We start from the raw sequence: 26,158 nt of genomic DNA, 5'->3' as shown, positions 1-26,158 counted from the left end.
ATGGACCATACCGATCCCGCCGATCGACCCGACGCCGCGCACGGCCAGCAGCATCCGATCGGCCTTTACCTGAAGATCTGGGGCCTGCTGTTCGTGCTGAGCACGTTGTCGTACCTGGTCGACTATTTCAACGTGCAGGGCCTGTTGCGCTGGGTGCTGATCGTCGTGCTGATGATCGCCAAGGCCGGGCTGATCGTGTCGATCTTCATGCACATGATGTGGGAGCGGCTGGCGCTGGTGTACGCGATCCTCGTGCCGCCGCTGTGCCTGCTGGTGCTCATGGTGCTGATGGCGGCCGAGGCGCATCACACGTTCGGGATGCGGGAATTGTTTTTTCGGTGATTCCTTCGCAGGGGATGAACGTGTCGCGGCGCGACGGGTACGGTGACGGGCCGCGGTTGTGCGCCGGGCGGCTTCGCGGCATCGGAGGATGCCGGTCATCCGGCCATGCAAACCTCGAGGAGGGCAAGATGAAGTTTTCACGCCGACGTTTTATCGCTGCCACCACCGTTCTGGCATCCGCGCTGGCCGTTGGGCGCCGCGCGGCCGCGGCAGATGCCGGGGCCGGTGCCGTGCAGGAAACCGATGCAAACGCCCAGGCCCTCGGCTACAAGACGGATGCAAGCCGGGTCGACCATGCGAAATTCCCGAAATTTCAGGCGGGCGAGGCCTGCGCGAATTGCCAGTTCTTCCAGGGCAAGACCGGTGCGGCGACGGCGCCGTGCACCATTTTCGGCGGCAAGCAGGTCAATGCGAAAGGCTGGTGTGGCGCCTACGCGAAAAAGGCGTAGCAGGGCAGGGGCGAGCGGGTGGCCGGGATACGTGATGCCCGGCCCACCTCATGACTGATCGGACTCGAGCCACGCACCCAGCGCGACGCGAAATCCGGATGGCAGGCAAGGGTCAGAGATCGCCGCGCACTTCACCGGTTCCCAGCGCGGTCCGCTGCCGGTTGACTTCCGCCCAAAGCTCGTCGCTGTCGTCGTTGCGCAGCAGGACCATCCAGTCCAGTTGATCGTCGGTCACGTCGAAGTATTCCAGGATCTCGCGGCGAGCCGCATCGACGAACTGCGCGAATTCCGGGGTTGCCTGGGCCTGCGCGTGCAACGCGTCGTATTCCGCATCGTCCGCGCCGCCGCCGTGCTCGTCGATGTAGCGCGAGATCCACTGGTCTATTTCGCGGTCGTAGTCGGCTTCGGCGCGCATCGCTTGCACGGCCGTGTGGAAATCCAGTTGGGCAAACGCGGCGATCGCCGCCGTTGTCGCCTCGTCGAAGGTAGTCGTCATTCCATTTCTCATGTTGATCAGCGCGCATCATCGCACGGGCTGCGCCCGGGCAGGTGCGTCGAATCAGGATGGCGCAACACACGGCTTGCGTGCCGAAGTCCGACCCGGGCAACGGCACCATTTTCGGAAGGTTGATGCCTCCGCCGGATATCGCGTCGGCGGTATGTTACCGGCTCGAAACGACCCGGAGCGGTCAGCCGGTCAACACGGAATCATCGGCTGTTGGAAATCACGTCGCTCATGTATTGATTCAGGTCGCGAAAATCCTGGACGGTCCAGGCGTGCGGCGCCAGCTTTACGCCGTTCTCCCTCAAGGTTCTCGGAATCAGGTCCCCGTTCGGGCGAAGTATTACCGACGAAACGATGACGCCTGGATAATCGTGGAGCCGCTTTTTGAACGCGGCAGTCGTGAGGTCGGGCGTGGGGGGATTGCTTTTCCTGGCCAATGGCCCGGTGCCCTTGATATCTGCGCCATGGCACATCACGCATCTCTGTATGAAGAGATTTTTTCCGTTGATGTTTTGCGAGAAGGCGAGTGACGGCTGAGTCAACACCCACGCTCCCAGCGAAGTGATGAGCAATGCTTTTGCTTTCATTTTCCTTGTCGTATTACGCGGATTGCCGGGTCGGGGAGTATAAATGCGTCATCGCGGAATGGCCGCGCCTGGCTGAACCGGGTCGGACGGCCGGGCGTCCGTATCGCTCCCTGCAGCAGTCCCGGCCCCAACCCCCATCCCATGCCGCCCTCAGGGTCGTCATGGAAAACTGTATGAATATACAGTATAGTGTCCGTCGAAATCGGGCCGCACAGGTGCAACCCTTGCGGCGCGTGCGCCGCGCCTGCGGGCATCCGCCGCAGCGTTCCGGCACCGGGCACTCTGGTTAACTCATTCAGACGGGCAGGCAAATTGTCATCCAGCAATCTGATCCGCATTCGCGGAGCACGTCAGCACAACCTCAAGAACCTCGATCTCGACCTGCGCACCGGCGAGATGACGGTCGTCACCGGCCCGTCGGGCTCCGGCAAGTCGAGCCTCGTGTTCGACACGCTGTACGCGGAAGGCCAGCGGCGCTACGTCGAGACGTTCAGCGCGTACGCGCGGCAGTTCCTCGACCGGATGGACCGCCCGCAGGTCGAGCGGGTCGACGGCGTGCCGCCCGCGATCGCGATCGATCAGACCAACCCGGTGCGCAGTTCGCGCTCGACCGTCGGCACGATGACCGAGCTGAACGATCACCTGAAGCTGCTGTACGCGCGCGCGGCCGAGCTGTTCGACCGCAAGACCGCGCGGCAGGTGCGGCACGACACGCCGGAGACGATCTACGCTGAGCTCGTCGCGCGCACGCAGGCGGACGATCCGCGCGTCGTCGTCACGTTCCCGGTCGAGCTGCCCGAAACGGCGTCCGATGAAGAAGTCGCGCAGTGGCTGTCCGCGAGCGGTTACACGAGGGTGCAGGCGCAGCGCGAGGTCGCGTCGCCCACCGGGCCGCGCAAGGTGCTCGACGTGGTGGCCGACCGCTTCCGCGTGCAGCAGGCCGACAAGGTGCGCGTGGTCGAGGCGATCGAGGCGTCGCTGAAGCGCGGCGGCGGGCGCGTGAACGTGTACGTGCTGGCGCCGGAAGCGGAAAACGCGATCGCCGAGCCGCAGGTGTGGCGCTTCTCCACCGGGCTTCACGATCCCGACAGCGACCTGCGCTACGCGGAGCCGCAGGCGGCGCTGTTCTCGTTCAATTCGGCGTACGGCGCGTGCGAAACCTGCCGCGGCTTCGGCCGCGTGATCGGCGTCGATCTCGGCCTCGTGATTCCCGACGCGCGCAAGACGCTGCGCGGCGGCGCGATCAAGCCGATGCAGACGCCCGCGTGGAAGGAGTGCCAGGACGACCTGATGCGCTACGCGGCGAAAGCCGGCATCCCGCGCGACACGCCGTGGGCCGAGCTGTCGGACGCCGAGCGCGACTGGGTCGTCAACGGTTCGCCGGACTGGAACGGCAAGTGGCAGAGCCAGTGGTACGGCGTGAAGCGCTTCTTCGGCTATCTCGAGTCGAAAGCGTACAAGATGCATATCCGCGTGCTGCTGTCGAAATACCGCAGCTACACGCCGTGCGACGTGTGCGGCGGCGCGCGCCTGAAGACGGAATCGCTGCAGTGGCGGCTCGGCTCGAAAGAGAACGCCGACGGCGTGCTCGCGCCGGCCGGCCGCTTCATGCCGCGCTGTGTCGACTGGAGCCGCGCGCAGCTCGAAGCGCTGCCGGGCCTGACCGTGCACGACCTGATGCTGTTGCCGATCGAGCGCATCCGCCGCTTCTTCGACGACATCAGCCTGCCGAGCGCGCTGCTCGACGATGCATTGAAGCTGCTGCTCGCCGAGGTGCGCACGCGCCTGAAATACCTGTGCGACGTCGGGCTCGGCTACCTGACGCTCGACCGGCAGAGCCGCACGCTGTCGGGCGGCGAGGTGCAGCGGATCAACCTGACGACGGCGCTCGGCACGTCGCTCACGAAAACCCTGTTCGTGCTCGACGAACCGAGCATCGGGCTGCATCCGCGCGATCTCACGCGGATCGTCGAGGCGATGCAGCGGCTGCGCGACGCGGGCAATACGCTGGTGGTGGTCGAACACGATCCGTCGGTGATGCTCGCGGCCGATCGCCTGATCGACATGGGGCCCGGCCCCGGCGAGCGCGGCGGCACGATCGTCTACGACGGCACGCCGGGCGACATCCGCTCCGCGCACACGCTGACGGGCGAGTATCTCGGCGGCCGCAAGCATGTCGCGCATGCGTCGAACTGGGCGCGCCGGGTGGTCGACGCGAATACGCCGCGCATCGTGCTCGAAGGCGCGAGCGAACACAACCTGCGCGACGTGACGGTCGAGATCCCGCTGCAGCGGCTCGTCTGCGTGACGGGCGTGTCGGGGTCCGGCAAGTCCACGCTGCTGCAGGACGTGCTCTATCCGGCGATGGCGCGGCACCACGGCAAGGCGACCGAGTCGCCGGGCGCGTACCGCAGCCTCACGGGCGCCGACCAGGTGGGCGACGTCGTGTTCGTCGACCAGTCGCCGATCGGCAAGACCACCCGTTCGAACCCGGCGAGCTACGTCGGCGCGTTCGACGAGATCCGCAAGCTGTTCGCGAAGGCGCCGCTCGCGCTGCAACGCGGCTACGGCGCCGGCACGTTCAGCTTCAACTCGGGCGACGGCCGTTGCCCGACCTGCGGCGGCTCGGGCTTCGAGCACATCGAGATGCAGTTCCTGAGCGACGTCTACCTGCGCTGCCCGGACTGCGACGGCAGCCGCTACCGCGCGGAGATTCTCGAAGTGCGCATCGAGCGCGACGGCCGCGCGCTGAGCATCGCCGACGTGCTCGATCTCACCGTCAGCGAAGCGGCCGCGTTCTTCGCGACCGACGCCGAGGTGCTGCGCGTGCTGCAGCCGATCGTCGACGTCGGCCTCGAATACGTGAAGCTCGGCCAGCCGGTGCCGACGCTGTCGGGCGGCGAAGCGCAGCGCCTGAAGCTGGCCGGCTTCCTCGCCGAATCGGCGGCGGCCGTGAACGGCCGCCGGGTCGTCACGGAAGAGGCGCGCATCGCGCGGGCGAAGCTGTTCATGTTCGACGAGCCGACCACCGGGCTGCACTTCGACGACATCGCGAAGCTGATGCAGGCGTTCGGCAAGCTGCTCGCGGTCGGCCATTCGCTGATCGTGATCGAGCACAACCTCGACGTGATCCGCGCGGCCGACTGGCTGATCGATCTCGGCCCGGAAGGCGGCGACGGCGGCGGCCTCGTGCTGTGCGCGGGCACGCCCGACGACGTGAAAGCCTGCGCCGAATCGCATACCGGCGTGGCGCTGCTGCAGTACGAACGCGCGATGGATGCCGACATGGCGCTCGCCGACGAAGGCAAGCCGCTGCAGGCCGTGCTGAACGCGGCGCGCGAGCGGCGTGCGATCGAAGGCGAGGACGTCGTGCGGATCGTCAACGCGCGCGAGCACAACCTGAAGGCGCTCGACGTCGACATCCCGCACGGCAAGTTCAACGTGATCACCGGCGTGTCGGGTTCCGGTAAGTCGACGCTCGCGTTCGACATCCTGTTCCACGAAGGCCAGCGCCGTTACCTCGAATCGCTGAACGCGTATGCGCGCTCGATCGTGCAGCCGGCCGGCCGCCCCGAAGTCGACGCGGTGTACGGCATTCCGCCGACCGTCGCGATCGAGCAGCGGCTGTCGCGCGGCGGGCGCAAGAGCACGGTCGCGACCACGTCCGAGGTGTGGCACTTCCTGCGGCTGCTGTACGTGAAGCTCGGCCTGCAGCATTGCATCCACGACGGCACGCCGGTCACGTCGCAATCCGTCGAATCGATCGCCGCGCAGTTGCTGCGCGATCATCGCGGCGAACACGTCGGGCTGCTCGCGCCGCTCGTCGTGAACCGCAAGGGCGTGTATACGGATCTCGCGAAGTGGGCGAAGGCGCGCGGCAGCACGCATCTGCGCGTCGACGGCGAGTTCGTGCCGGTCGATCCGTGGCCGAAGCTCGACCGCTTCCGCGAGCATACGATCGAGCTGCCGGTCGCCGATATCGTCGTGTCCCCCGACAACGAAGCCGAACTGCGACGCGTGCTCGACGAGACGCTCGAGCTCGGCAAGGGCGTGATGCATCTGCTCGCGCCGCTCGACGGGCTGCACGACGCGATGCAGAACGATCATTCGACCGCGCGGGTCGGCACGGTCAAGGTGCTGTCGGTCAAGCGCGCGTGCCCGGTGTGCGGCACGAGCTACCCGGAGCTGGACCCGCGGATGTTCTCGTACAACAGCAAGCACGGCTGGTGCACGACCTGCGTCGGCACCGGCGTCACGCTCACGCGCGAACAGCGCGCCGCGTATGACGACACGGTGCTCGCCGGGGACGATCGCGGCCGCGAGCAGACGCTGCCGTCGGACGAACAGGAACCGGAAGGCGTCGGCAACGAGCCGTGCCCGGATTGCAACGGCACGCGGCTGAACCCGACCGCGCGGGCGGTGACGTTCGACGCGCATCCGATCGTCGAGGTCGCGCAATGGACGGTGTCGGACACGCGCCGCTGGATCGACGGGCTGGAACTGACGGGGCGCGACGCGCAGATCGCGCGCGACATCGTCAGCGAGATCGGCAGCCGCCTCGCGTTTCTCGAGGAGGTCGGGCTCGGCTACCTGAGCCTCGATCGCGCGGCGCCGAGCCTGTCGGGCGGCGAAGCGCAGCGCATCCGGCTCGCCGCGCAGCTCGGCAGCAACCTGCAGGGTGTCTGCTACGTGCTCGACGAACCGACGATCGGCCTGCATCCGCGCGACAACCAGATCCTGCTGGATGCGCTGCGCAAGCTCGGCGACAAGGGCAACACGCTCGTCGTCGTCGAACATGACGAGGACACGATCCGCCGCGCCGATCACATCATCGACGTCGGCCCGGGCGCGGGCAAGCGCGGCGGCACGCTGGTCGCCGAGGGCGCGGTCGCCGATCTGGCCGCGCAGCCGGATTCCGTGACGGGCCGCCTGCTCGCGCAGCCGATGACGCATCCGCTGCAACCACGCCGCAGCGTGAGCCTGCCGGGCAAGAAGGGCGGCGCGGCCGTGCCGGAAGCCTGGCTGACCGTGCACGGTGCGCGGCTGCACAACCTGCGCGACGTCACGGTCGGCATTCCGCTCGCGCGGCTCGTCGCGGTCACGGGCGTGAGCGGCTCGGGCAAGTCGACGCTCGCGCGCGACGTGCTGATGACGAACCTGCTCGACGCGGTCGGCCGCTCGGTGCTGTCGTCGCCGGCCACGCGCCGCGCGCGCAAGGCCGCGCAGCAGGACACGCCGGCTACCAACCGTCGTTCGAGCGTGCTCGCGCGCAGTGCGCCGCGGCCGTCGCTGAACGTCACGCATGCGTGGCAGGGCTGCGAATCGCTGAGCGGCTGGGAGCAGATCGACCGCGTGCTCGAAGTCGACCAGACGCCGATCGGCAAGACGCCGCGCTCGTGTCCGGCCACCTATATCGGCGTGTGGGACACGATCCGCAAGCTGTTCGCCGATACGCTGGAAGCGCGTGCGCGCGGCTACACGGCGTCGCGCTTCTCGTTCAACACCGGCGACGGGCGTTGCCCCGCATGCGAAGGGCAAGGCGTGCGCACGATCGGCATGAGCTTCCTGCCCGACGTGAAGGTGCCGTGCGACGTGTGCCACGGGCAGCGCTTCAACCCGGAGACGCTCGCCGTCACGTGGCGCGGCCGGAACATCGGCGACGTGCTGACGATGGAGATCGACGAGGCGGTGGAGTTTTTTGCGCCGATCTCGAACATCGCGCATCCGTTGCAGTTGATGAAGGATGTCGGCCTCGGCTACCTGACGCTCGGCCAGCCGTCGCCGACGTTGTCGGGCGGCGAGGCGCAGCGCATCAAGCTCGTCACCGAGCTGACGAAGGTGCGCGACGACATCACGCGGCGCGGCCAGAAGGCGCCGCACACGCTGTACGTGCTCGACGAGCCGACGGTCGGCCTGCACATGGCGGACGTCGCGAAGCTGATTCGCGTGCTGCACCGGCTCGTCGATGCGGGGCACAGCGTCGTCGTGATCGAGCACGACCTCGACGTGATCGCGGAAGCCGACTGGATCATCGATCTCGGGCCGGAAGGCGGCGTGGGCGGCGGCACGATCGTCGCGGCGGCGCCGCCGGAAGCGCTCGTGCAGGTGAGTGCGAGCCATACGGGGCAGGCGCTCAAGCCGGTGCTCGCGCGAACGGGCACGGGCGAAGGGGAAGCCGAGCGCGAGGGAGAAGCGCGGGTAGGGTGAGCGCGGGCACTTCGTGTTGAGAGCCTCGGTGCCAGGGGGATTGCCTCCCGGCTAACGGGCTCGGTTCTTTTCTTTCAAGACGTGGGGTAATGGCTCCGGTGTGGCGCCGTTACCCCGCTTTCGATACGCGAAACCTCGCGCTATCGGAGCTTCGTTTTCTGGTGTCGACCGGCGCCGTCAAGTCTGTCCGCGGCTCGCTCGATCGCGTGCCCGTCACTTGAAACACATTCCCCACGCGTTTTCGCGCTGTCGCATCCATTCCGTGATCGGGCTCGGTTGCACATCGAACCGTTGTGCCAGTGCGGCCAGCGTCCGCTCGCTTTTGGCGCTGCAAGCGCAGCACTTTTGCATCGAACCCCGTCGGGTGTGACCGTCGGGTTCTCTTCTTCATCGTCCAGGTTCCTGGGCCGGCATTATCGCGGGCCAACGGATCGAGCGTTCCACTTACACACCTGCCCGGATTTGCGGGGCCACGCCTGAATCAATCGCGAATTCCATTATGTGTGTGCGCGCTATCGGTTTTGATCCGCGCGTCATATTCATAGAAGAAATGACCGCAACGGGGCAGTCGCACGTTCTCCATAATCGACATTCGAGATTACCTGCCTATTCGACGCATTTTCATGAAAGTTTGAATCCGGTCAGCCCGGCCATTCGCGAGGTTGAGTTCGATGTCGCGTTTCCTTTTTTCGATCCCCGATAAAAACCCGCTCGCCAAAGAGGCGAGCGCGCGCGTTTTGGTCGATGGTGCCGTGCTGGTCGTGCGTCATGCCTGCCGACAGGCAGATTGGGCAGATCCCGGGCCGACAGCACGCGGCGCGTGTACCACCAGACAGACCCAATGACGAAGGATACGAAAGTGAGCAATGTCCGCATTGATCATATTGCCTTCCTGACACCGGGCAATTACGCCGGTGAAGACGCGGCGGCGGGATTCGAGCAGACGCTCGAACTGTTCGGCGCGGGCGAAGCGCTCGGTTACGACAGCGCGTGGGTGCGGCAACGCCACCTCGAGCGCGCCGTCTCGTCGGCCGCCACGTTTCTCGCGGCGGCGAGCCAGCGCACGACCCGGATCGGATTGGGCGCCGCGGTCATCCAGATGGGCTACGAGAATCCATTCCGGCTGGCCGAGGATCTCGCGACCGTCGACGTGCTCTCGCGCGGGCGGCTCAATGTCGGGCTCAGTGCGGGCGCACCGAATCACGGCGCGCTGCTGGGCGAGCGGCTGTTCGACACCGATCCGGATCTCGTCGACTTCTCGCACGCGCGTGTGGCACGCCTGCGCCGCAATCTCGCCGGCGACTGGCTCGGCGACGACGACACGTTCGTCGAATCGGCCGCCGGCCGGGTCCGGCCGCGCGTGAGTCCGTTTGCGCCCGGCCTGACGGGGCGACTCTGGTACGGGGGCGGTTCCAGGCGATCGATCGAATGGGCCGCCAGGAACGGCTTCAACCTGCTGATCGGCAATATAACCACGGGCGAGGGCACCGATAGCCATATCGACGCCCAGTTGCGGCAACTGGATCTGTATCGCGGCCATTGGCATGAAGCTCACGCTCCGCGGATCGCGCTGGGGCGCGTGATCGTCCCGACCGACGGCGCGAGCGCGAAGGAGCGCGAACGCTATCGCGCATTTGCCGACGCGCGTCATGCCCGCACGCTGGCGCCGCAGGGCGAGCGGCGCACGCTGTTCGCACCGGATCTCGTCGGCAGCTCGGACGAGATCGTGGAGCGGCTGCTGGCCGACCCGGTGGTCGGACAGGTGCGGGAGCTGCGCCTCGAATTGCCTTACGACCTGCCGTTCGAGAACTACCGGCAGATTCTCGAGGACTTCATCACGCGTATCGCCCCGGCACTCGGGTGGCAGCCGGTCGACCGGCGCGAGCCCGCCGCGGCCTGATGCGATCGACATGACATTCCATCGAATGGCGCACGTGATCGAAGTCGGCGACGGACCGGACGCCGCCGGGCACGCCGCACCTTCGATCTCGTTGCAACTGGACCGAACATGACAACCGCCTCTCCATCCCGGCTCGCGGCAATCGGCCGCCCGCGCCGCTTCGGCAACAAGCAGACGCATCCGGTACGCCGCTTCGGCGGCATCGCGATCGCCATTGCGCTGCATCTCGTCCTGATCTGGGCGCTCGTGAACGGTCTCGCGACGCGGGTCGTCCAGATCGTCCAGCAACCGATCGAGGCACGCATCATCGCACCGGTGAAGCCGCCGCCTCCACCGCCGCCACCGAAGCCGGTCGAAAAGGTCGTGTCGAAGCCGCGGGTGACGGCGCCGCCGCCACCGTTCGTGCCGCCGCCCGAGGTGCACGTGCAGGCCCCGCCGCCCGCCACCATCACGCACCAGGACGCGCCGGTCCAGAGCGCACCGGTGCACGAAGCGCCACCCGCGCCGGCGCCGGTGCCGGTTGCCAAGCCGGTGAATCGCGAGATTGGCGTGGTCTGCCCGAATTCGGACGAAGTCCGGTCGTCGATCGTCTACCCGCCGGAGGCGCAGGACAACAACATCACGGGTGACGTGACCGTCGAGTTCACCGTCGATCCGGACGGCCGCGTCACGAACCTGCGGGTCGCGCAGCCGGCCGACCCGGTGCTTAATCGTGCGGCGCTCAATGCGGTCAAGCGCTTCAACTGTATCGCCCAGGGGCAATCCGTGCGTGTGCGGGTACCGTTTTCCTTCAACCTGAACTGACGGGGAAGGCAACGCGGCAGACGCCGCCTGCTTCCCGGATCGATCCGAAATAGATATGGAGTGCGTATGAGAAAGCATTTTCGGGCCGCGCTGGCGGCAAGCCTGATGATCGCTGCCGGCGTGAGCGGCACGCTGGTCGCCCCGCAATCCGTGCTTGCCCAGGAGAAGGCTGCGGCACGGGGCGAGACAGCATCCGGCGCAGCGCCGATCGTGGCGGCGCCGGCTGCGTCGAACGGATCGGAGCGCCCGGTGCCGCCGCCCGAACCCGCGACGTCGGCCACCGTCGAGAACCCGTACGGCCTGGGCGCTCTGTGGGCAAACGGCGACTTCGTCGCGCGTTTCGTACTGGGGCTGCTCGTGGTGATGTCGCTCGGCAGCTGGTACGTCATGGTCACCAAGTTCATCGAGCAGGCGCGCGCGAACGGCCGCGCGAAGTCGGCCGACGAGCAGGTCTGGAATGCGCCGACGCTGGCCGAGGGTGCCGCCCAGCTCGACGATACGTCGCCGTTTCGCTTCATCGCCGAGAACGCGATCGAGGCAGGGGAGCACCACGACACCGCGCTGCTCGATTCGGTCGACCGCAATACCTGGATCGAGCTGAACATCGAGCGCTCGATCACCAGCGTGTCGAACCGACTGCAGGACGGCCTGGCGTTTCTGGGCACGGTGGGTTCCACCGCACCATTCGTCGGCCTGTTCGGCACCGTGTGGGGCATCTATCACGCGCTGACGGCCATCGGCATCGCGGGCCAGGCGTCGATCGACAAGGTTGCCGGCCCGGTGGGCGAGGCGCTGATCATGACCGCGATCGGCCTCGCGGTCGCCGTGCCGGCCGTGCTCGGCTACAACTTCCTCGTGCGCCGCAACAAGTCCGTGATGGAACGCGTGCGCGATTTCGGCGCGCAACTGCACACGGTATTGCTCGCGGGCGGCAGGCGCGCGGCGGGCCGCATCGCGACGCCGGCGGCACAGTCGCCGCAAGCGCTGGCGGTTCAGTCGTAAGCGGGGCGCATCATGGCAATCAGTGTCGGCGGTGACGACAACGACGAGGTGATCTCGGCGATCAACACGACGCCGCTCGTGGACGTGATGCTGGTGTTGCTGATCATCTTCCTGATCACGATCCCGGTGGTGACGCACACGATCCAGGTGCAGTTGCCGGCGGAGCGCGTACAGCCGCTGCAGACCCACCCGAAAAGCATCGAGATCGCGGTGAACCGGCAGGGCGACCTTTTCTGGGGAACCGAGCATGTGAACCTTCCGACGCTGGTGTCGCGCCTGAAGGAGACTTCGACGCAGGCGCCGCAACCGGACGTCCACGTGCGCGGCGATCAGGCCACGCCGTATCGGTACATCGGCCGGGTCGTCGCGGCATGCGAGCGGGCCGGGGTCGTCAAGGTCGCCTTCATCACGCAGCCGCCCGCGCGCGGGGGCTAGGGAGTTCGAACGATGGGTATGAACGCAGGCTCCGGAGGGAGCAAGGACGATCCGGACGTGATGGTGGACATCAACACCACGCCGTTGATCGACGTGATGCTGGTGCTGCTGATCATGTTGATCATCACGATCCCGATCCAGATGCACTCGGTGAAGATGAACCTGCCGGTGGGGAACCCACCGCCACCGCCGCATCCGCCCCAGGTGGTGCAGATCGACATCGGTGCGGACGGTGCCGTCAACTGGAACGGCGCGGCCGTGGGCGGCGGGGCCGCGCTGGACGCGAAGTTCCGCGCGGTGGCGGCCGAGGCCGACCAGGACGAGATCCGGCTGCGCCCGGACAAGTCCGCACCTTACAAGGCGGTGGCCGAAGTGCTGGCCTCCGCCCAGCGCGAAGGCGCGACGAAGATCGGCCTGATCGGCAACGAGCAGTACTTGGAGTGAGCGGCTCGAAAGAACGATGGCGCGGATCGAGTCGTATCCCGCCGGGTCGCACGCGATCGCGCGATCCTCTCGGGTGCCGCTGTCCGCACAATCGCCGCACTGTCACGCAACTTCGCGCAACCTCGCGTGAATCGCATTCGCCGGCCGGGCGACGCAAACGTGTTGTCCAGGCCCGGCGCTCCCGCACGAGCAGATCACCTGCCACGCTGCAAACGGATACGCCGGGCGACTGGCCATCCATTCGCATCGAGAAACCGACGCGTTCCTCCTAAGCCGGCCCCCCCCATCAGCGGAGACTGCTCGAAGCGGAGCAGGGCCGCCGGGCTGCGATTGTTCCGCCATCGCAATGATGTCGACATCGTCACGATACTTTCCGGCCCATCGGTTCGAACATGCAATGCGCAGCTTGTCGAGCGAAATCGATATTTCACAAACGTGCGCATATTCATTTTCATTATTCAAGTCGGGCATCGTCAATATCAACCAAATTAACGGGTGCCATTTCCATTCGCCACGCAATCGCAACATTTTCTGCGTGATTGCGTAATCGTGCGCAAGGCCGGCAATTGTCGGATGAATCGATAAATGAAAATGCGTATTTGTTATTTAACAAACTATTACACCAGGAGGATGATTCGTCACGCACTGATATCAAAACAAACGAGAAGCGTGACGCGAGAATGAAACGACACTTCGCGGCGCGCTGAAATGAGGGCCTTGAAGTGGTTTATCAGAGAAACGACATTGCGCGCGTGAGGATCCCCCGTTGCCGCTCGCTGGCGCTGGCCGCCTGCTGGATTACCGCCGGCAGCGCCGCGTGGGCACAGGGCACGAAGCCGGAACCGGCGCCTGCCGGCGATACCCGGGACGTCGTCGTCACCGTTCAGGACGTCGTCGTCACGACCGGCACGCGTGAAAGCGCGCGGAAGGTGCGCGATGCCGCCGCCCCGGTGGAAGTGATCAGCGGCGACGCGCTGCGGCGCACCGGGCAGGGCAACCTGCGCGACGCACTCGTCCAGCTCTCGCCGTCGATCGCGCGCCAGGCGATGCGCGGCGATGCGGGCAACCTGACCAGCGCGCTGACGCTGCACGGGCTGAGCCCCGATTACGTGCTGGTGCTCGTGAACGGCAAGCGCCGCCATTCGACCGCGAACGTGTCGCTGAACCGCGGGCCGCAGCAAGGATCGACCGGTGTCGACGTCGACCTGATCCCGGTCACGGCGATCGATCATGTCGAGATTCTCCGTGACGGCGCATCCGCGCAATACGGCTCGGATGCGATTGCCGGCGTGATCAACGTCATCCTCAAGTCGAATTACCAGGGCGGCGAGGTGTCGAACACCACCGGCCAGACCTATCAGGGCGACGGCCTCGCGCAGAACAATGCGGCCACCATCGGGCTGAGGCTCGGCGATGCCGGTTATGTCGACCTGAGCGCCGAATACAACCGGCAGAATCATACGGTGCGAACCGACGCCGATCCGCGAACCGGCCGGAACGACAACCTGATTCTCGGGTCGCCTTCCAGCACGCGGGAATCGGTCGCCTTCAACGCGGGTTACCTGCTCGAAGGCGGCGCGAAGCTGTACGGCTTCGGCACGTATGCGCACCGGAGCGGCGGCAGCTACCAGAATTTCCGGTTGCCGTCGGTCCTGCCCGCGCTCTATCCGAACGGCTTCACGCCGCAGGAAACGATCAACGAAAACGACTTTTCGCTGACCGCGGGCGTGAAAGGCGACCGGCTGCTCGGCTGGGCATGGGACATCAGTTCGACCTACGGCCGAGACAACATCGGCATCGGCATGGTCAATTCGGCGAATACGAGCCTGTTCGCCGCGACCGGATCGACGCCGACCGGCTTCCGCCTGTCGACCTTCACGAACACGCAGTGGACCAACAACCTGGACCTGTCGCGTGCATTCCACCTGCCGCTGCTGCCCGCGCCGCTCAACGTGTCGGTCGGCGCCGAGCATCGCCACGAAAGCTACACGGTCGGCGCGGGCGATCCCGCGTCGACCTACGGTGCGGGCAGCCAGGCGTTGCCGGGCCTGTCGCCGCTCAGTGCGCTGTCGAAATCGCGCGAGGTGCTCGGCACCTACATCGATCTCGCCACCCGGCTCGCGCCGAACTGGCAGGTGGATCTCGCGGGGCGCTTCGAGCATTACAACGACGTCGGCAGCACGAGCAACGGCAAGGTCTCGACGCGCTACGACATCACGCCGCGCATCGCGGTCCGCGGAAGCGTCGGCACCGGCTTTCGCGCGCCGTCGCTCGCGCAGCAGTACTTCACGAACCTGAACATCTCGCCGCTTTCCGCCTACGGGCAACTGGCCCCGAACTCGCAGGCCGCACGCAACCTCGGCGCGACGCCGCTCAAGCCCGAGAAGTCGACCAACTTCGATATCGGGCTCGTGCTCAACCCGCTGCCGAACCTGAACGTGACGATCGACGCGTACCAGATCAACATCCGCGACCGGATCGTGCAGGGCGGCACCTATAGCGGACAGACCGCGATCGATGCGCTGACGCAGGCCGGCATCACGTTGCCGGCGGGCTTGCCGTCGGTGACGGCGAACTATTTCACGAACGGCGTGAATACGCGCACGCGCGGCCTCGACATCCTGGCCACGTATCACAGCAACTTCGCGAGGTGGGGGAGCGTCGACTGGGATCTCGGCATCAACTTCAACACGACGAGCGTGACGAGCGTGGGCCGCGACACCAACGGCAACACGCTGTTGAACGCGCAGCAGGTCGGCTACATCACGTCGTCGACGCCGAAGAACAAGATCATCGTCGGCGGCACCTGGCACCGTGACAAATGGGCGCTCAGCCTGCACGAAACGCGTTACGGCACGACCTCCGGCGAAGAGAGCTACTGGAGCGGCCCGAATGCATTTTCGACGACGCGCTTCGCGCATTTCACGAACGCGGCGCGCTACGTCACCGACGTCGAGCTGCGCTATGCGATGACACGCAAGTTCGAAATCGCGGTGGGCGCGAACAACCTGTTCAACGTGTACCCGAGCAAGCTGCCGTCCGAGAACCAGTTCCTGGGCACGCAGTACGACATCGTGTCGTCGCCGATCGGCATCAACGGCGGCTTCTATTACCTGCGCGCCCGCTACCTGCTCTGATGCGCGTGGCTCCCTTATTTCTTTCACTTCTTCATTCCATCACGCCATGAACCGACCGGCAGAGGTTGACCATGCAGTGATCGACGTCGACGAAACGTCGCTGTGCGCCGATCACATTCTCGATTTGTGCAGAGGCAATGCGCTCGCGATACGCATTCGTGCGTTCACGCCGCCGGCGGTCGTCCGGCGAGCGGAGGAGCAGCTGTTCGCCCATCCCGACCGGGGCGCGCTGGGTCACGCAGCTGAATTTACGCGGCTCGGCATCGCGTACGCGGAGGTGCGATCCGAAGAGGTGCGGCAGGCGTATCACCGGCATGCGCGCGCCAATATCGAACGCGTTCGGACGTTGTTCGGCGAGCTGGCGTCGCCGGTCGACCGGTTCCGCACGCTGCTCGACGACGCGTGGCCCGAAGGGGCACGGCTGCTAAGTGTGGACGGGAGCAAGTGCTTCGTCGGCGTGTGCCGCTACCTGACGCCCGGCGTGGATCTCGAGCCGCACATCGACAACCTGGAATGGACGCTGCCGGCGGGCACCGGATGGGCGCTGCAGTATCAGCTGTCGGCCAACATCTATCTGCAGGTGCCGCCGCACGGCGGCGAGCTGGAACTCTGGCGCGTCGCACCCGATGCGCGCGAATACGAAGCGCTCAAGGGTGATCGCCACTACGGGATCGGCCGCGAGCAGGTGGGCGCGCCTGACCTGGTGATCAAGCCGGAGGTGGGCGACCTGATCTTCCTGAATCCGCGTTTCATCCACGCGGTTCGCCCTGTCCGGGGCGCCGACCGGGTAACGTTGAGTGCCTTCGTCGGCATCAAATCCGTTACCGAACCCTTAGTTTACTGGAGCTGACCATGTACAAGGTTTCATTGCAGGCACAAGGAAAATTTCAGGCGCACGAGTACGTCGGCAAGACGGCACTGCTGCTGATCAGCGTCGGCAAGGAATATCACGAAGGCGAAAAACTGGCGGCGACCGTCGACAAGATCAACGTGGCGGGGTTCGGGCAATGCGTGATCGGCGTGGCCGATACGCTGCAGCGCCACAACTATGCGACCGGCTCCGCGCGCAGCAACTATCAGAAAAGCCGCGACCGCGGCGACGCGTGGCTGCGGGACCACGAGGGAACCCTCGCGAAACTGTCGATGCGGCGCGAGATCCTGCGATGGGACGACCTGCTGCGCCGCGACGACTATTCGCAGTACTACCATCTGATCACGAACGAATACTACTCGAATCCCGAATACCGTTACGCGATCAACGACACCATCGGCGTGTTCGCGGAGCGGAACGGGCTCGTGCAGGGCACCCGCGAACACGAGGACGCGTTCTATCGCTCGCTCTTCTACATTCTCGAGGAATGCCCGATCATCATGCCGATGTGGGCGCGGGACGGCATCGATTTCATCATCTACCCGAAGCAGATGACCGCCGCGATGAGCAAGACCCGCGAGATTTTCGTGCAGAACGGGAGCGATGCCCGCGCCAACTGGCTGGCGGTCAAGTTCAAGAAAAAATCGCAGTCGCACGCAGACGAGGAAACCGAGGCACTGGCGCATGACTAATTCATCGAGCAAGGTTCGGAAATACGTCGGGCTGACCGGCATCTGTATCGCGAGCTTCCTGGGATGTATCGATCTCACGGTCGTCAACACGATTCTTCCGGCGATCGGCCGCGACTTTTCGATCCCGATCCAGACGACGCAGTGGATCACGTCCATCTTCATGGTCGCGCTGTCCGCGTTCATGGTGCCGGTTGCGACGCTGGCCGACAACCTGGGCCGCAAGAAGCTGCTGATCGTCGGCCTCGTGATCTTCGGCGCGGCTTCGTTGCTGGCCGGTATCGCGCATCAGTTCTGGCTGCTGGTCGGGTTCCGCTTCCTGCAGGGCATCGGCTGCGCGATCCTGTATACGGTATCGGGCGCGATCGTCAGCTACACGTTCGACGAGAACGAACAGGGCAAGGCGCTGGGGATCCTGTTCGGCGCCAACGGCGTCGGGCTGGCGCTCGGCCCGATCATCGGCGGCCTGTTCGCCGGCGCGCTCGACTGGCACGACGCGTTCCTGATCAACATTCCGTTCATCGCGATCAGCCTGGCGCTCTGCGCCTGGGCGATACCGGAGTTCAAGGCGCAGGCGCGCAAGCGCATCGACGTGACGGGGTGCCTGCTGCTGGTCGTTGGCCTGACCACGCTCGTCAGCTATCTGTCCGTCGACGGCGGCCGGCTCAATCTCTGGTTGCTGCCGGTGTCGCTCGTCGCGCTGGCACTGTTCGTCTGGCATGAGTTGCGCACGCGCGACCCGATCGTCGAGTTTCATTTTTTCCGCGAACCGAGGTTCCTGTCCGCGCTGCTCGCGACGTTCTTTCTCGCGTTCTTCTACTGCATCGTGCTGCTCACCCTGCCGATCTTCTTTTCGACCCAGCTCCACAAGAGCGACATCACCATCGGGCTGTATCTGCTGCCGGCGACCATCACGTTTTCCATCGCGTCGTCCTGGATCGGCGGCCGCAGCGAACGGCTCGGCCCGTCGCGGGTGATCGTGACCGGCCTGTCGCTGTTCGTCGTCGCGTCGATTCTGCTGTCGATCGTCGCGGGGCAGCCCGACGCAGCCTGGTTCGTCGTGCCGCTGCTGCTGTTCGGCATCGGCTGGGGCGCGATACTCGGGCCCTCGACGCTGGTGGCGCTGGGTGCGCTGCCGCGCGAAAAGGCGGCCGTGGCGATGGGCACGTCGTGGACCGTGCACAACGTGGGCGGCGCGAGCGGCATTGCGTTCGCCATTTTCTTGATGCGGCAGGTCGACGATTTCCGGCATGGCTACCAGACGCTGATGCTGGCACTCGCGGCCATCATCCTCGCTGCCGGCGCGCTGTACCACGTGCTGTCGCGCGAGTCGGTGGCGGTGGCCATCGACTGACCGGCTGCCGGACACGCATCGCTCGCGGATCGTCGAGCAGACGGGTTCCCATCAATAGCAGGCGGATGTCCGGGCGGTTGCCGGGCATCCGTCGTCTTGCCCGACAGGCGCTCGGCCTCGATCGCGCGGGGCGCGCTCGCGCATGCGTGCTTTCCAGGCAGCGTCGACCCGACGCCGCGGGCGATTCCCGTGCGGCGTCCATGCGATCCGGGCTGACGTGGAATCGGGCACGGTGACCGAAACGTGGCAGGCACCTCGTCGAGTCGGAACGATCTGCATTTCGAACATGAATTCGGATCTCTAAATAGATACCGTATTAAAGAATACGCGCGGCCAGGCCGGCGATTGTGGGCGGGAAAAAAGATGAAGCAAAGCGTGGTGAGGGGGATTGCCGCAGCGTGGTTCTGCGCGTCCACGGCGGTACCGGGAGCGTCCGCATGGGCGCAGTCGCAGCCGGCACCCGACGCGACGACGTCGACAGTGGCCGTGCCCGCGGCGCCGGCGTTGCCGGCATCGGGCGCGCACGAGGCGCTGACGGTCAAGCGTTTCGAAGTGACGGGGTCGTTGATCCGCAGCGCGGACAAGGTCGGCTTCAACCAGGTCCAGACGATCACGGCGAAGGACATCGTGAACAGCGGCCATACGACGGTCGCGGACTATCTGCGCAGCGTGACGGCCAATTCATCGAGCAGCTGGGGGGACGGCTCGACCGCGACGGCCAACTTCGCGGTCGGCGGATCGGGGATCGCGTTGCGCGGGCTGAGCGAAAAATACACGCTGGTACTCATCGATGGCCAGCGCGCCGCCCCGTATGCGTACGCGGCCAACGGCACCGATCAGTTCTTCGACCTGAACACGCTGCCGCTCAACATCATCGACCGGATCGAGATCGTCAAGACGGGCGCGGTGTCGCAGTACGGCTCCGATGCCGTCGCCGGTGTCGTGAACATCATCACGAAGAAGAACTATCGGGGCCTGGAGCTGACCGGCAGCTACGGCGGTGCGACGAACGGAGGCGGCGGCGCGGGCACGACCCGGTTCGGCTTGCTGGGCGGCTTCGGCGACATAAACGCGGATCGCTTCAACGTGACGGCGGCGCTCAGCTACTACAAGAACAACGGCGTGCTCGCTTCCGACCGGAACATGACGGAGAACCAGAATTTCTCGAACTATCCCGGCGGCCTGTCCAACCAGTCGACGTCGTACTGGGCGAGGGCGAACGGCAACGTGCCGCTAGACCCCTGTGCGTATGGCGGCAAGGTCGCACCCGGCAACGCGAATTCCCAATCGTTCGGCGCAGGCGGCACGATCTGCCAGCGCAACACGGCAGGCGCGTCGTCGCTCTCGCCGTGGACCGAGCGCCTGAGCGCGAAGCTGCACGGCGAGTTCAGGATCGACGACGCGATGCAGGCGTTCGCCGATCTGTGGGAGAGCAACAACACGACGGTCGCGAACCGGGGTGTCGGCCGCCTGACGACCAGTACGCAGACCTACGATCCGGCGACGGGCAGCGTCGCGCTGGTATCGAACGTCGTGCCGGCCGGTAATCCCTACAATCCGTTCGGCGTGCCGACGCAGTTGCGCTATGCGTTTCCGGCGTCGCAGTCGGTGCATGTCAGTTCGAACTACTGGCGCGCCGCGACGGGCGTGAAGGGAACGTTCGCGGTGCCGTCCGCGGGCGACTGGGACTGGAGCGCGTCGTATGCGCATTCGCAGGACACGGTCTCGCAGAACTATTCGAACCAGATGAGCGCCAGCGCGCTGACGAACATCATCCGGAACGGCACGTTCGATTTCTCCAATCCGTCCGCGACGCCGAACGGACTGAACGGCCTTTACCAGAGCACGTCGAACCAGGCGATCACGAAGCTCGACGTGCTCGATGCGACGCTATCGAGCCCGAACCTGTTCAGGCTGCCGACGGGCAACGTGGGCCTCGGGCTCGGCGCTCAGTTCATGCATCAGAGCCAGTACATCGGCACGGGAGCGGGCTGGGCGAGCGGCCAGCTGACGTCGCCGTCGATCCAGTCCGTCGACGGCGAGCGCAACGTCGCGGCCGTCTACTATCAGCTCGACATTCCGCTGCTGAAGACACTGACGTTCAGCCAGTCGGGCCGCTACGATCACTACAGCGACTTCGGCGGCGCGTTTTCGCCGCGGTTCGCGCTGCGTTTTCAGCCGGTGCGGGAACTCACGTTGTACGGTTCGTACAATCGCGGCTTCCGTGCGCCGACGCTGATCGAGAACACGTCGTCGCGGACGTTCGGCTCGCAGGGCGTGGTGGACGCGCGAGATCCGAACAATCCGGGTTCGTACAACATCGTCGAGGAAATTCGCGCGGGCAATCGCGGCCTGCAGCCCGAGCGCACGAAGAACTATAACGTCGGCTTCCAGTTTTCGCCGACGCGTACGACCGATATCGGTTTCGACTGGTACAAGATTCACATCGACAACGTGATCGGCACGGACGACGTGCAGGTCGTGGTCAATCAGAACGATCCGTCGCAGGTGGTTCGCAATGCCAACGGCAGCATCGCCTATGTCACGCTGCCGTATCGCAATCTGTCGTCGCTGGACACCGACGGCTTCGAGGCCACGTTCCGCCAGACGGTCGCGACGAAAATCGGTACCTTCACGTTGTCCGGCGATTGGGCGTACATGTGGCACTTCAAGATGCCGGTTGGCGGCGTGGAAAGGGATTACGCGGGCAACAACGGCGCACTTCACCAGCCGTTCGGCGGCAGCTCGCCGCGCTGGAAAGGGAACACCGACCTGAGCTGGAACCATCACCAGTGGAACGCGACCCTGAGCTGGCTCTATGTCGGCCCTTACGCGCAGGCCATTCTCGCGCCGGGCACGTACCCCGGCATGGCGGATGGCGTTGCGTCGTACAGCCAGTTCAACCTGATGATCGGCTACACGGGATTCAAGCACTGGACGCTGTACGCGGGGATCGACAACCTCTTCAATCGCAAGCCGCCGTTCGATCCGGTATGGATGGCGGGGCCGACCGGCTACGATTCGTCGCTCTATACGTATGTCGGGCGATTCGCGCAGGTGGGGGCGACGTACCGGTTCTGAGGGCCGTCGCCTTTGCCGTCGAATGGTAACCGCTGATGGTCACGCGCCGCGCGGCGGCTTGCTGCCGAGCCGCTTTCGATCAGCCCGGCGGCGCGACGGATGCGCCGGTGATGCCATGCCGTCGCAGCGCATCCGCGACGAAGCCCGACGCCTTCATTTCCTCGACGAACGCATTCAGCGCCGCGGCGGCGGCTTCGCCGCGACTCTTCGGCACGCCCATTGCCTGCCGGATCACCATGAACCGTTCGTCCAGCAGGCGCAGGCCGGGCGTTTTCGCCGCATCGGCCTCGAGCTGCTGCTTCACGCCCGCCGCGACTTCCAGCTGTTGGTCGACGAAGGTCTGCACGACGGCTTGCGACGACGGTGCACGCACGATCTGCGCGGCCTTCAGCTCGCGTGTGAGGAACAGGTCGTACGCGCTGCCCTTGCCGACGGTCACGCGGTTGTGAGGCTGGTCGACGTCCGCGTTCGTGCGGATCGGCGACGCATCGCGCACGAGATAGAACCCCTCGATCAGCACGTACGGCGCCGTGAACGCGACCGTTTCGCCGCGCAGCGGGTCGACCGCGAAGAAGCCGAAATCGGCACGCTCGTCGGTCAGCGCCTGCACCGATTTGGCCGCGGTGTCGAACACCACGAGTTCCAGCTCGGCCGACAGGCGTTCGGCGAACGCGCGCGCGAGGTCGATCGACACGCCGAACGGTTCGCCGGTTTCCGGGTCGCGGTTCGCGAGGATCGGGTTGCCGAGATTGATCGACGCGCGCAGCTTGCCGGTTGGCGTGAACGCGGAGAGGACGGAGGGGGCGAGAGGCATGGGTGGCTCGTTGCGGTCGTAGGGTCAGGGTTCCGGGCGTGTCGATGCAAGTCGAAGCACGACAGTGCGCCGGCATCGAGCTTATCACCCGGCTTTCGTGACGGGGCCGCATCGAGCGTCGCGAGCCAGCGTTCGTCGCCGACCCCGAGACGCGATACATCAGCCTTTCCGTCACGGCGCAGCCTGACCGTGGGCCATGAAGCCATGGAAAGGCAAATGACCGACCGGCGGCGAGCGCGCTTTTGAAGTGGAAAAGGGGCTGGAAGCGCTTTTTGCTTTACGCCCGTGGCGGCTTCCGGTTTGCCGTGCCGTTCCACGTAGCGGGCTTCCGGCCGGGCGCGGCGGGCCTTGATCGGTCCGGCAACCGCTAGAATTGCGGTTTTAGCCCGGAATACGTCTATGTCTTTTGCCTCGCTCGGCCTGATCGATCCCTTGCTGCGTAACCTGCAGGACCTCAATTACCAGGCTCCTACGCCGGTGCAGGCCAAGGCGATTCCTGCCGTGCTCGGCGGCAAGGACGTGATGGCCGGGGCCCAGACGGGCACCGGCAAGACGGCGGGTTTCGCGCTGCCGCTGCTGCAGCGGCTGGTGCAGCACGGCCCGGCGGTGTCCAGCAACCGCGCACGCGTCCTGGTGCTGGTGCCCACGCGAGAACTGGCCGAACAGGTGCTGCAAAGCTTCATCGCTTACGGCAAGGGCCTCGACCTGCGATTCCTGGCCGCGTATGGCGGCGTGAGCATCAACCCGCAGATGATGAAGTTGCGCAAGGGCGTGGATGTGCTCGTGGCCACGCCGGGCCGGTTGCTGGATCTGAATCGCCAGAACGCGGTGCAGTTCGATCAGGTTCAAACGCTGGTGCTGGACGAAGCCGACCGCATGCTGGATCTCGGCTTCGCGCGCGAACTGAACGCCGTTTTTGCCGCGTTGCCCGCCCAGCGCCAGACGCTGCTGTTCTCGGCCACGTTTAGCGACGAGATCCGCGCGATGGCGGCGAGCATTCTGCGCGGCCCGGTCAACATCAGCGTCAGCCCGCCCAACGCCACGGCCAGCAAGATCAAGCAGTGGGTGGTGCCGGTGGACAAGCGGAACAAGCCCGACCTCTTCATGCACCTCGTGGCCGAGAACAAGTGGGAGCATGCGCTGGTGTTCGTCAAGACGCGCAACGGCGTGGATTACCTGGCGGCCATGCTGGACGAAGCCGGTTATGCGGTCGACACCATCCACGGCGACAAGCCGCAACCCGCGCGCTTGCGCGCGCTGGAGCGCTTCAAGACGGGCGAAGTCCAGATGCTGGTCGCCACCGACGTGGCGGCGCGCGGGCTCGATATCGACGATCTGCCGCTGGTGATCAACGTCGATCTGCCGATCGTCGCGCAAGACTATGTGCACCGGATCGGCCGTACCGGGCGCGCGGGCGCCAGCGGCGTCGCGGTGTCCCTGGTGTGTGCCGACGAAGCGCCGCAACTGGCCGCGATCGAAGCGCTGATCCGGCAAACGCTGCGCCGTGAAGAAGAGCCGGGTTTCGAGGCCGAACACCGCGTGCCGGAAACCAGCGCGACGGGTCAGATCATCAAGAAACCCAAAAAGCCGAAGAAGCCGAAAGTGCAGCAAGCGGCGCCCGTTGCCAGGCCGGTGGCCGGTAAAAAGCCGCGCCCGCCAGCGCAAGGTGGAGAAAGCAGGCACAAGCCTGCGGCGGCGCACGCAAAGCCGGCCGGTAACGAACCGGATTACACGATCGGCAGCCCGTTCAGCGTGCAGAAACCGCGCGGCAAACCGGCGGGCAAGCCGGCTGCGGGATCGCGCAAGCCGGCCGGCAAACCCGCCGGTGGCCGTGGCAAGCGGCAGCCTTGACGTGCCGGGACGAGTCACGCCGGTCGTTGAACATGGCGGGCGGTTCGGGGCCCGCCGGCAGCTTCAAGGCGATTGCATCGACGGGATGAATCCGGCGTAACGCCAGGCCACTCGCGTCGGCGATCTGGCAATATGCATCGACGGACTTCGGACACGGGCACCCCATGCACATCGCCATTCTGACCTTTCAGGGCTTCAACGAACTCGATTCCCTCATCGCACTGGGCGTGCTCAATCGCATCAAGAAGCCCGACTGGCGGGTCACGCTTTCATGCCCGGAGCATTTCGTCACATCGATGAACGGGGTGACCGTACAGGCGCAGTCGACATTGGCCGACGCATGCACGGCGGATGCCGTCATCGTCGGGAGCGGCATTCGAACCCGGGATGTCGTCAACGACGCGACGCTGATGGAGCAGTTGAAACTCGATCCCGCCCGGCAACTGATCGGTGCCCAGTGTTCGGGCACGCTGGTTCTGGCCAAGCTCGGCTTCCTCGACAACGTCCCGGCCTGTACGGACCTCACGACCAAACCGTGGGTACTCGAGGCAGGCGTCGAAGTCCTCAATCAGCCGTTCTTTGCTCGAGGTAACGTCGCAACGGCAGGCGGCTGTTTTGCTTCGCAATACCTGGCCGCATGGATCATCGCGCGCCTCGAGGGCGAGGAAGCCGCGCGCAGTGCACTTCATTACGTTGCGCCGGTCGGGGAGAAGGATGAGTACGTTTCCCGTGCGCTGACGAACATCACGCCTTATCTGCCGTAATGCGATAAAAAATCGCACTGCGTTCATCGCGGGTCATGCGGTGTTCGCGATGGCGGCTTCTTCGGCGCCCTCGGTTCGCAACCGCCTTGCCGGCGGCAGCCGTGACTTTCGTTTTCCCTTGCTTGCGGATGTCGGATACCACCGAATCGGGAAGCGTGATGGGGTCCAGATCCGCGAGGTTCAATGCACGTCATTTGCGACGATGGACGCCAACGCTCGAGCGCCGTCGTGTTGGGCCGTGTCTTCAGTGGAAAAGATGTGGTGACTGAATGCGATCAGTTTGAAGCCGGACCCCGTGGGACGAGGGACGGTGATACCCCAATGCCAGCCACCGTCCTGCTGGAACACGTGGAGGGCAGGGGGTGCCTGATTCAGTGCTGATGAAAAAGTCGTCATGGCGTGCTCTCCCGTCATGGGGCGACTGCAGGGCAACTACATCGGATGCGCGAACCCAGTCTACGGGCACTTTTGCTGCAGCGCAATATCCGGATGACGCGAACGTGCCGATGTGTCGCGCGCCACAATTTTGAAATACAAATATGCAGCGTCGGAGATGGCTGGCATATTGATGTGACGATTAAGAATGTTCGGAGGCTTCATGGACCGCAGTTCGCTTGTGTGGGCGGGGGTACCGCATAGCAGCGATGGCGTCGTGTTTCAGGCTCGGGTCGGCCGCGGGCTTCAGCGCTTTCATGTTTCCCGGTTGATTCTCGAGAAGGCATGCGACCTCGAGCGACTGGCATCCGATGCGCGACAGCTCGAATGCTTTTACGAGCATCTGGCCTCGATCCTGGCAGTCGCCCGGAAGACGCGCTCGAATGCGAAAGCCGATACGGTTTCGCTGAAGGTTTCCGATTTTGCCCGAACGGGCAGCGTGCGTGCCGGGCAGGATGCCCGGGCGGGGATGCGATGAGTATCGCGG

The 26,158-nt window shown here is 65.5% G+C and carries 20 protein-coding genes; 16 read left to right on the top strand and 4 right to left on the bottom strand.

Features of this window, described 5'->3' with window-relative positions; genetic code table 11:
- Both DPV74_RS01745 and DPV74_RS01740 read left to right on the top strand, forming a co-directional pair.
- On the top strand, window positions 1–342 hold the full coding sequence (locus tag DPV74_RS01745; RefSeq protein ID WP_027792794.1) for a cytochrome C oxidase subunit IV family protein: 342 nt from the start codon (window positions 1–3) through the stop codon (window positions 340–342).
- A gap of 128 nt (window positions 343–470) precedes the next feature.
- Entirely contained in the window at window positions 471–791 is a 321-nt protein-coding gene (locus DPV74_RS01740; RefSeq protein WP_027792793.1) for a high-potential iron-sulfur protein, read from the top strand.
- Window positions 792–903: 112 nt separating this feature from the next.
- Here the strand turns inward: DPV74_RS01740 and DPV74_RS01735 are convergent, their stop codons facing one another.
- Together DPV74_RS01735 and DPV74_RS01730 are read right to left on the bottom strand one after the other, a co-directional pair.
- A complete protein-coding gene (locus tag DPV74_RS01735) occupies window positions 904–1,287 on the bottom strand; it encodes a hypothetical protein (RefSeq protein ID WP_027792792.1) in 384 nt (127 codons plus the stop codon).
- Between the two features lie 212 nt (window positions 1,288–1,499).
- Window positions 1,500–1,883 (bottom strand): cytochrome c, encoded by a 384-nt coding sequence (locus DPV74_RS01730; protein WP_119336400.1) that lies wholly within the window; start codon window positions 1,881–1,883, stop codon window positions 1,500–1,502.
- A 312-nt stretch (window positions 1,884–2,195) separates the two neighbouring features.
- Here DPV74_RS01730 and uvrA point away from each other — a divergent pair, with 312 nt between their 5' ends.
- The 11 genes from uvrA to DPV74_RS01675 all read left to right on the top strand — a co-directional run bounded on the left by uvrA (window position 2,196) and on the right by DPV74_RS01675 (window position 21,807).
- A complete protein-coding gene (gene uvrA / locus DPV74_RS01725; protein ID WP_119336398.1) occupies window positions 2,196–8,090 on the top strand; it encodes an excinuclease ABC subunit UvrA in 5,895 nt (1,964 codons plus the stop codon).
- Window positions 8,091–8,949: 859 nt separating this feature from the next.
- A complete protein-coding gene (locus DPV74_RS01720; RefSeq protein WP_119336418.1) occupies window positions 8,950–9,990 on the top strand; it encodes an LLM class flavin-dependent oxidoreductase in 1,041 nt (346 codons plus the stop codon).
- Window positions 9,991–10,098: 108 nt separating this feature from the next.
- Complete coding sequence (locus tag DPV74_RS01715) at window positions 10,099–10,794, top strand: energy transducer TonB (protein WP_119336397.1); 696 nt, start codon at window positions 10,099–10,101, stop codon at window positions 10,792–10,794.
- 66 nt (window positions 10,795–10,860) lie between these two features.
- Complete coding sequence (locus DPV74_RS01710) at window positions 10,861–11,796, top strand: MotA/TolQ/ExbB proton channel family protein (RefSeq protein WP_119336396.1); 936 nt, start codon at window positions 10,861–10,863, stop codon at window positions 11,794–11,796.
- A gap of 12 nt (window positions 11,797–11,808) precedes the next feature.
- Window positions 11,809–12,231 carry a biopolymer transporter ExbD gene (locus DPV74_RS01705; protein WP_119336395.1) on the top strand — a complete coding sequence of 141 codons (423 nt, stop codon included), beginning with the start codon at window positions 11,809–11,811 and terminating at the stop codon, window positions 12,229–12,231.
- 12 nt (window positions 12,232–12,243) lie between these two features.
- Window positions 12,244–12,675, top strand: coding sequence for a biopolymer transporter ExbD (locus DPV74_RS01700; RefSeq protein WP_119336394.1), 432 nt, complete (start codon window positions 12,244–12,246; stop codon window positions 12,673–12,675).
- Between the two features lie 752 nt (window positions 12,676–13,427).
- Complete coding sequence (locus tag DPV74_RS01695; protein ID WP_240439898.1) at window positions 13,428–15,812, top strand: TonB-dependent siderophore receptor; 2,385 nt, start codon at window positions 13,428–13,430, stop codon at window positions 15,810–15,812.
- A gap of 76 nt (window positions 15,813–15,888) precedes the next feature.
- Window positions 15,889–16,662 carry a 2OG-Fe(II) oxygenase gene (locus DPV74_RS01690; RefSeq protein ID WP_230948779.1) on the top strand — a complete coding sequence of 258 codons (774 nt, stop codon included), beginning with the start codon at window positions 15,889–15,891 and terminating at the stop codon, window positions 16,660–16,662.
- A 2-nt stretch (window positions 16,663–16,664) separates the two neighbouring features.
- The gene (locus DPV74_RS01685; RefSeq protein ID WP_048027334.1) at window positions 16,665–17,375 is read left to right on the top strand and encodes a hypothetical protein; all 711 of its coding nucleotides are present in this window, start codon (window positions 16,665–16,667) and stop codon (window positions 17,373–17,375) included.
- Entirely contained in the window at window positions 17,368–18,726 is a 1,359-nt protein-coding gene (locus DPV74_RS01680) for an MFS transporter (protein ID WP_162922922.1), read from the top strand. Before DPV74_RS01685 ends, DPV74_RS01680 begins: the two co-directional genes overlap by 8 nt.
- 363 nt (window positions 18,727–19,089) lie before the next feature.
- Window positions 19,090–21,807, top strand: a complete 2,718-nt coding sequence (locus DPV74_RS01675; protein ID WP_119336391.1) for a TonB-dependent receptor — start codon at window positions 19,090–19,092, stop codon at window positions 21,805–21,807.
- Between the two features lie 79 nt (window positions 21,808–21,886).
- Here DPV74_RS01675 and DPV74_RS01670 read toward each other — a convergent pair whose 3' ends face one another.
- A complete protein-coding gene (locus DPV74_RS01670) occupies window positions 21,887–22,621 on the bottom strand; it encodes an ABC transporter substrate-binding protein (RefSeq protein WP_027792779.1) in 735 nt (244 codons plus the stop codon).
- A 399-nt stretch (window positions 22,622–23,020) separates the two neighbouring features.
- Between DPV74_RS01670 and DPV74_RS01665 the strand changes: the two genes are divergently transcribed.
- Together DPV74_RS01665 and DPV74_RS01660 are read left to right on the top strand one after the other, a co-directional pair.
- Window positions 23,021–24,472, top strand: coding sequence for a DEAD/DEAH box helicase (locus tag DPV74_RS01665; protein WP_048027318.1), 1,452 nt, complete (start codon window positions 23,021–23,023; stop codon window positions 24,470–24,472).
- 164 nt (window positions 24,473–24,636) lie between these two features.
- A complete protein-coding gene (locus DPV74_RS01660) occupies window positions 24,637–25,236 on the top strand; it encodes a DJ-1/PfpI family protein (RefSeq protein WP_059699453.1) in 600 nt (199 codons plus the stop codon).
- On the opposite strand, the gene DPV74_RS01655 is transcribed toward DPV74_RS01660, so the two are convergent.
- Window positions 25,217–25,420: a hypothetical protein gene (locus tag DPV74_RS01655; protein WP_162922921.1), complete on the bottom strand. Its 204-nt coding sequence runs from the start codon at window positions 25,418–25,420 to the stop codon at window positions 25,217–25,219. The genes DPV74_RS01660 and DPV74_RS01655 overlap by 20 nt on opposite strands.
- A gap of 414 nt (window positions 25,421–25,834) precedes the next feature.
- Between DPV74_RS01655 and DPV74_RS01650 the strand changes: the two genes are divergently transcribed.
- The gene (locus DPV74_RS01650) at window positions 25,835–26,149 is read left to right on the top strand and encodes a hypothetical protein (RefSeq protein ID WP_027792775.1); all 315 of its coding nucleotides are present in this window, start codon (window positions 25,835–25,837) and stop codon (window positions 26,147–26,149) included.
- Window positions 26,150–26,158 lie beyond the last annotated feature (9 nt).

Source organism: Burkholderia sp. HAN2018 (genome assembly GCF_024704855.1).
GTDB classification, from domain to species: Bacteria; Pseudomonadota; Gammaproteobacteria; order Burkholderiales; family Burkholderiaceae; genus Burkholderia; species Burkholderia cepacia.
This window is presented reverse-complemented; position numbering and strand designations above follow the sequence as displayed.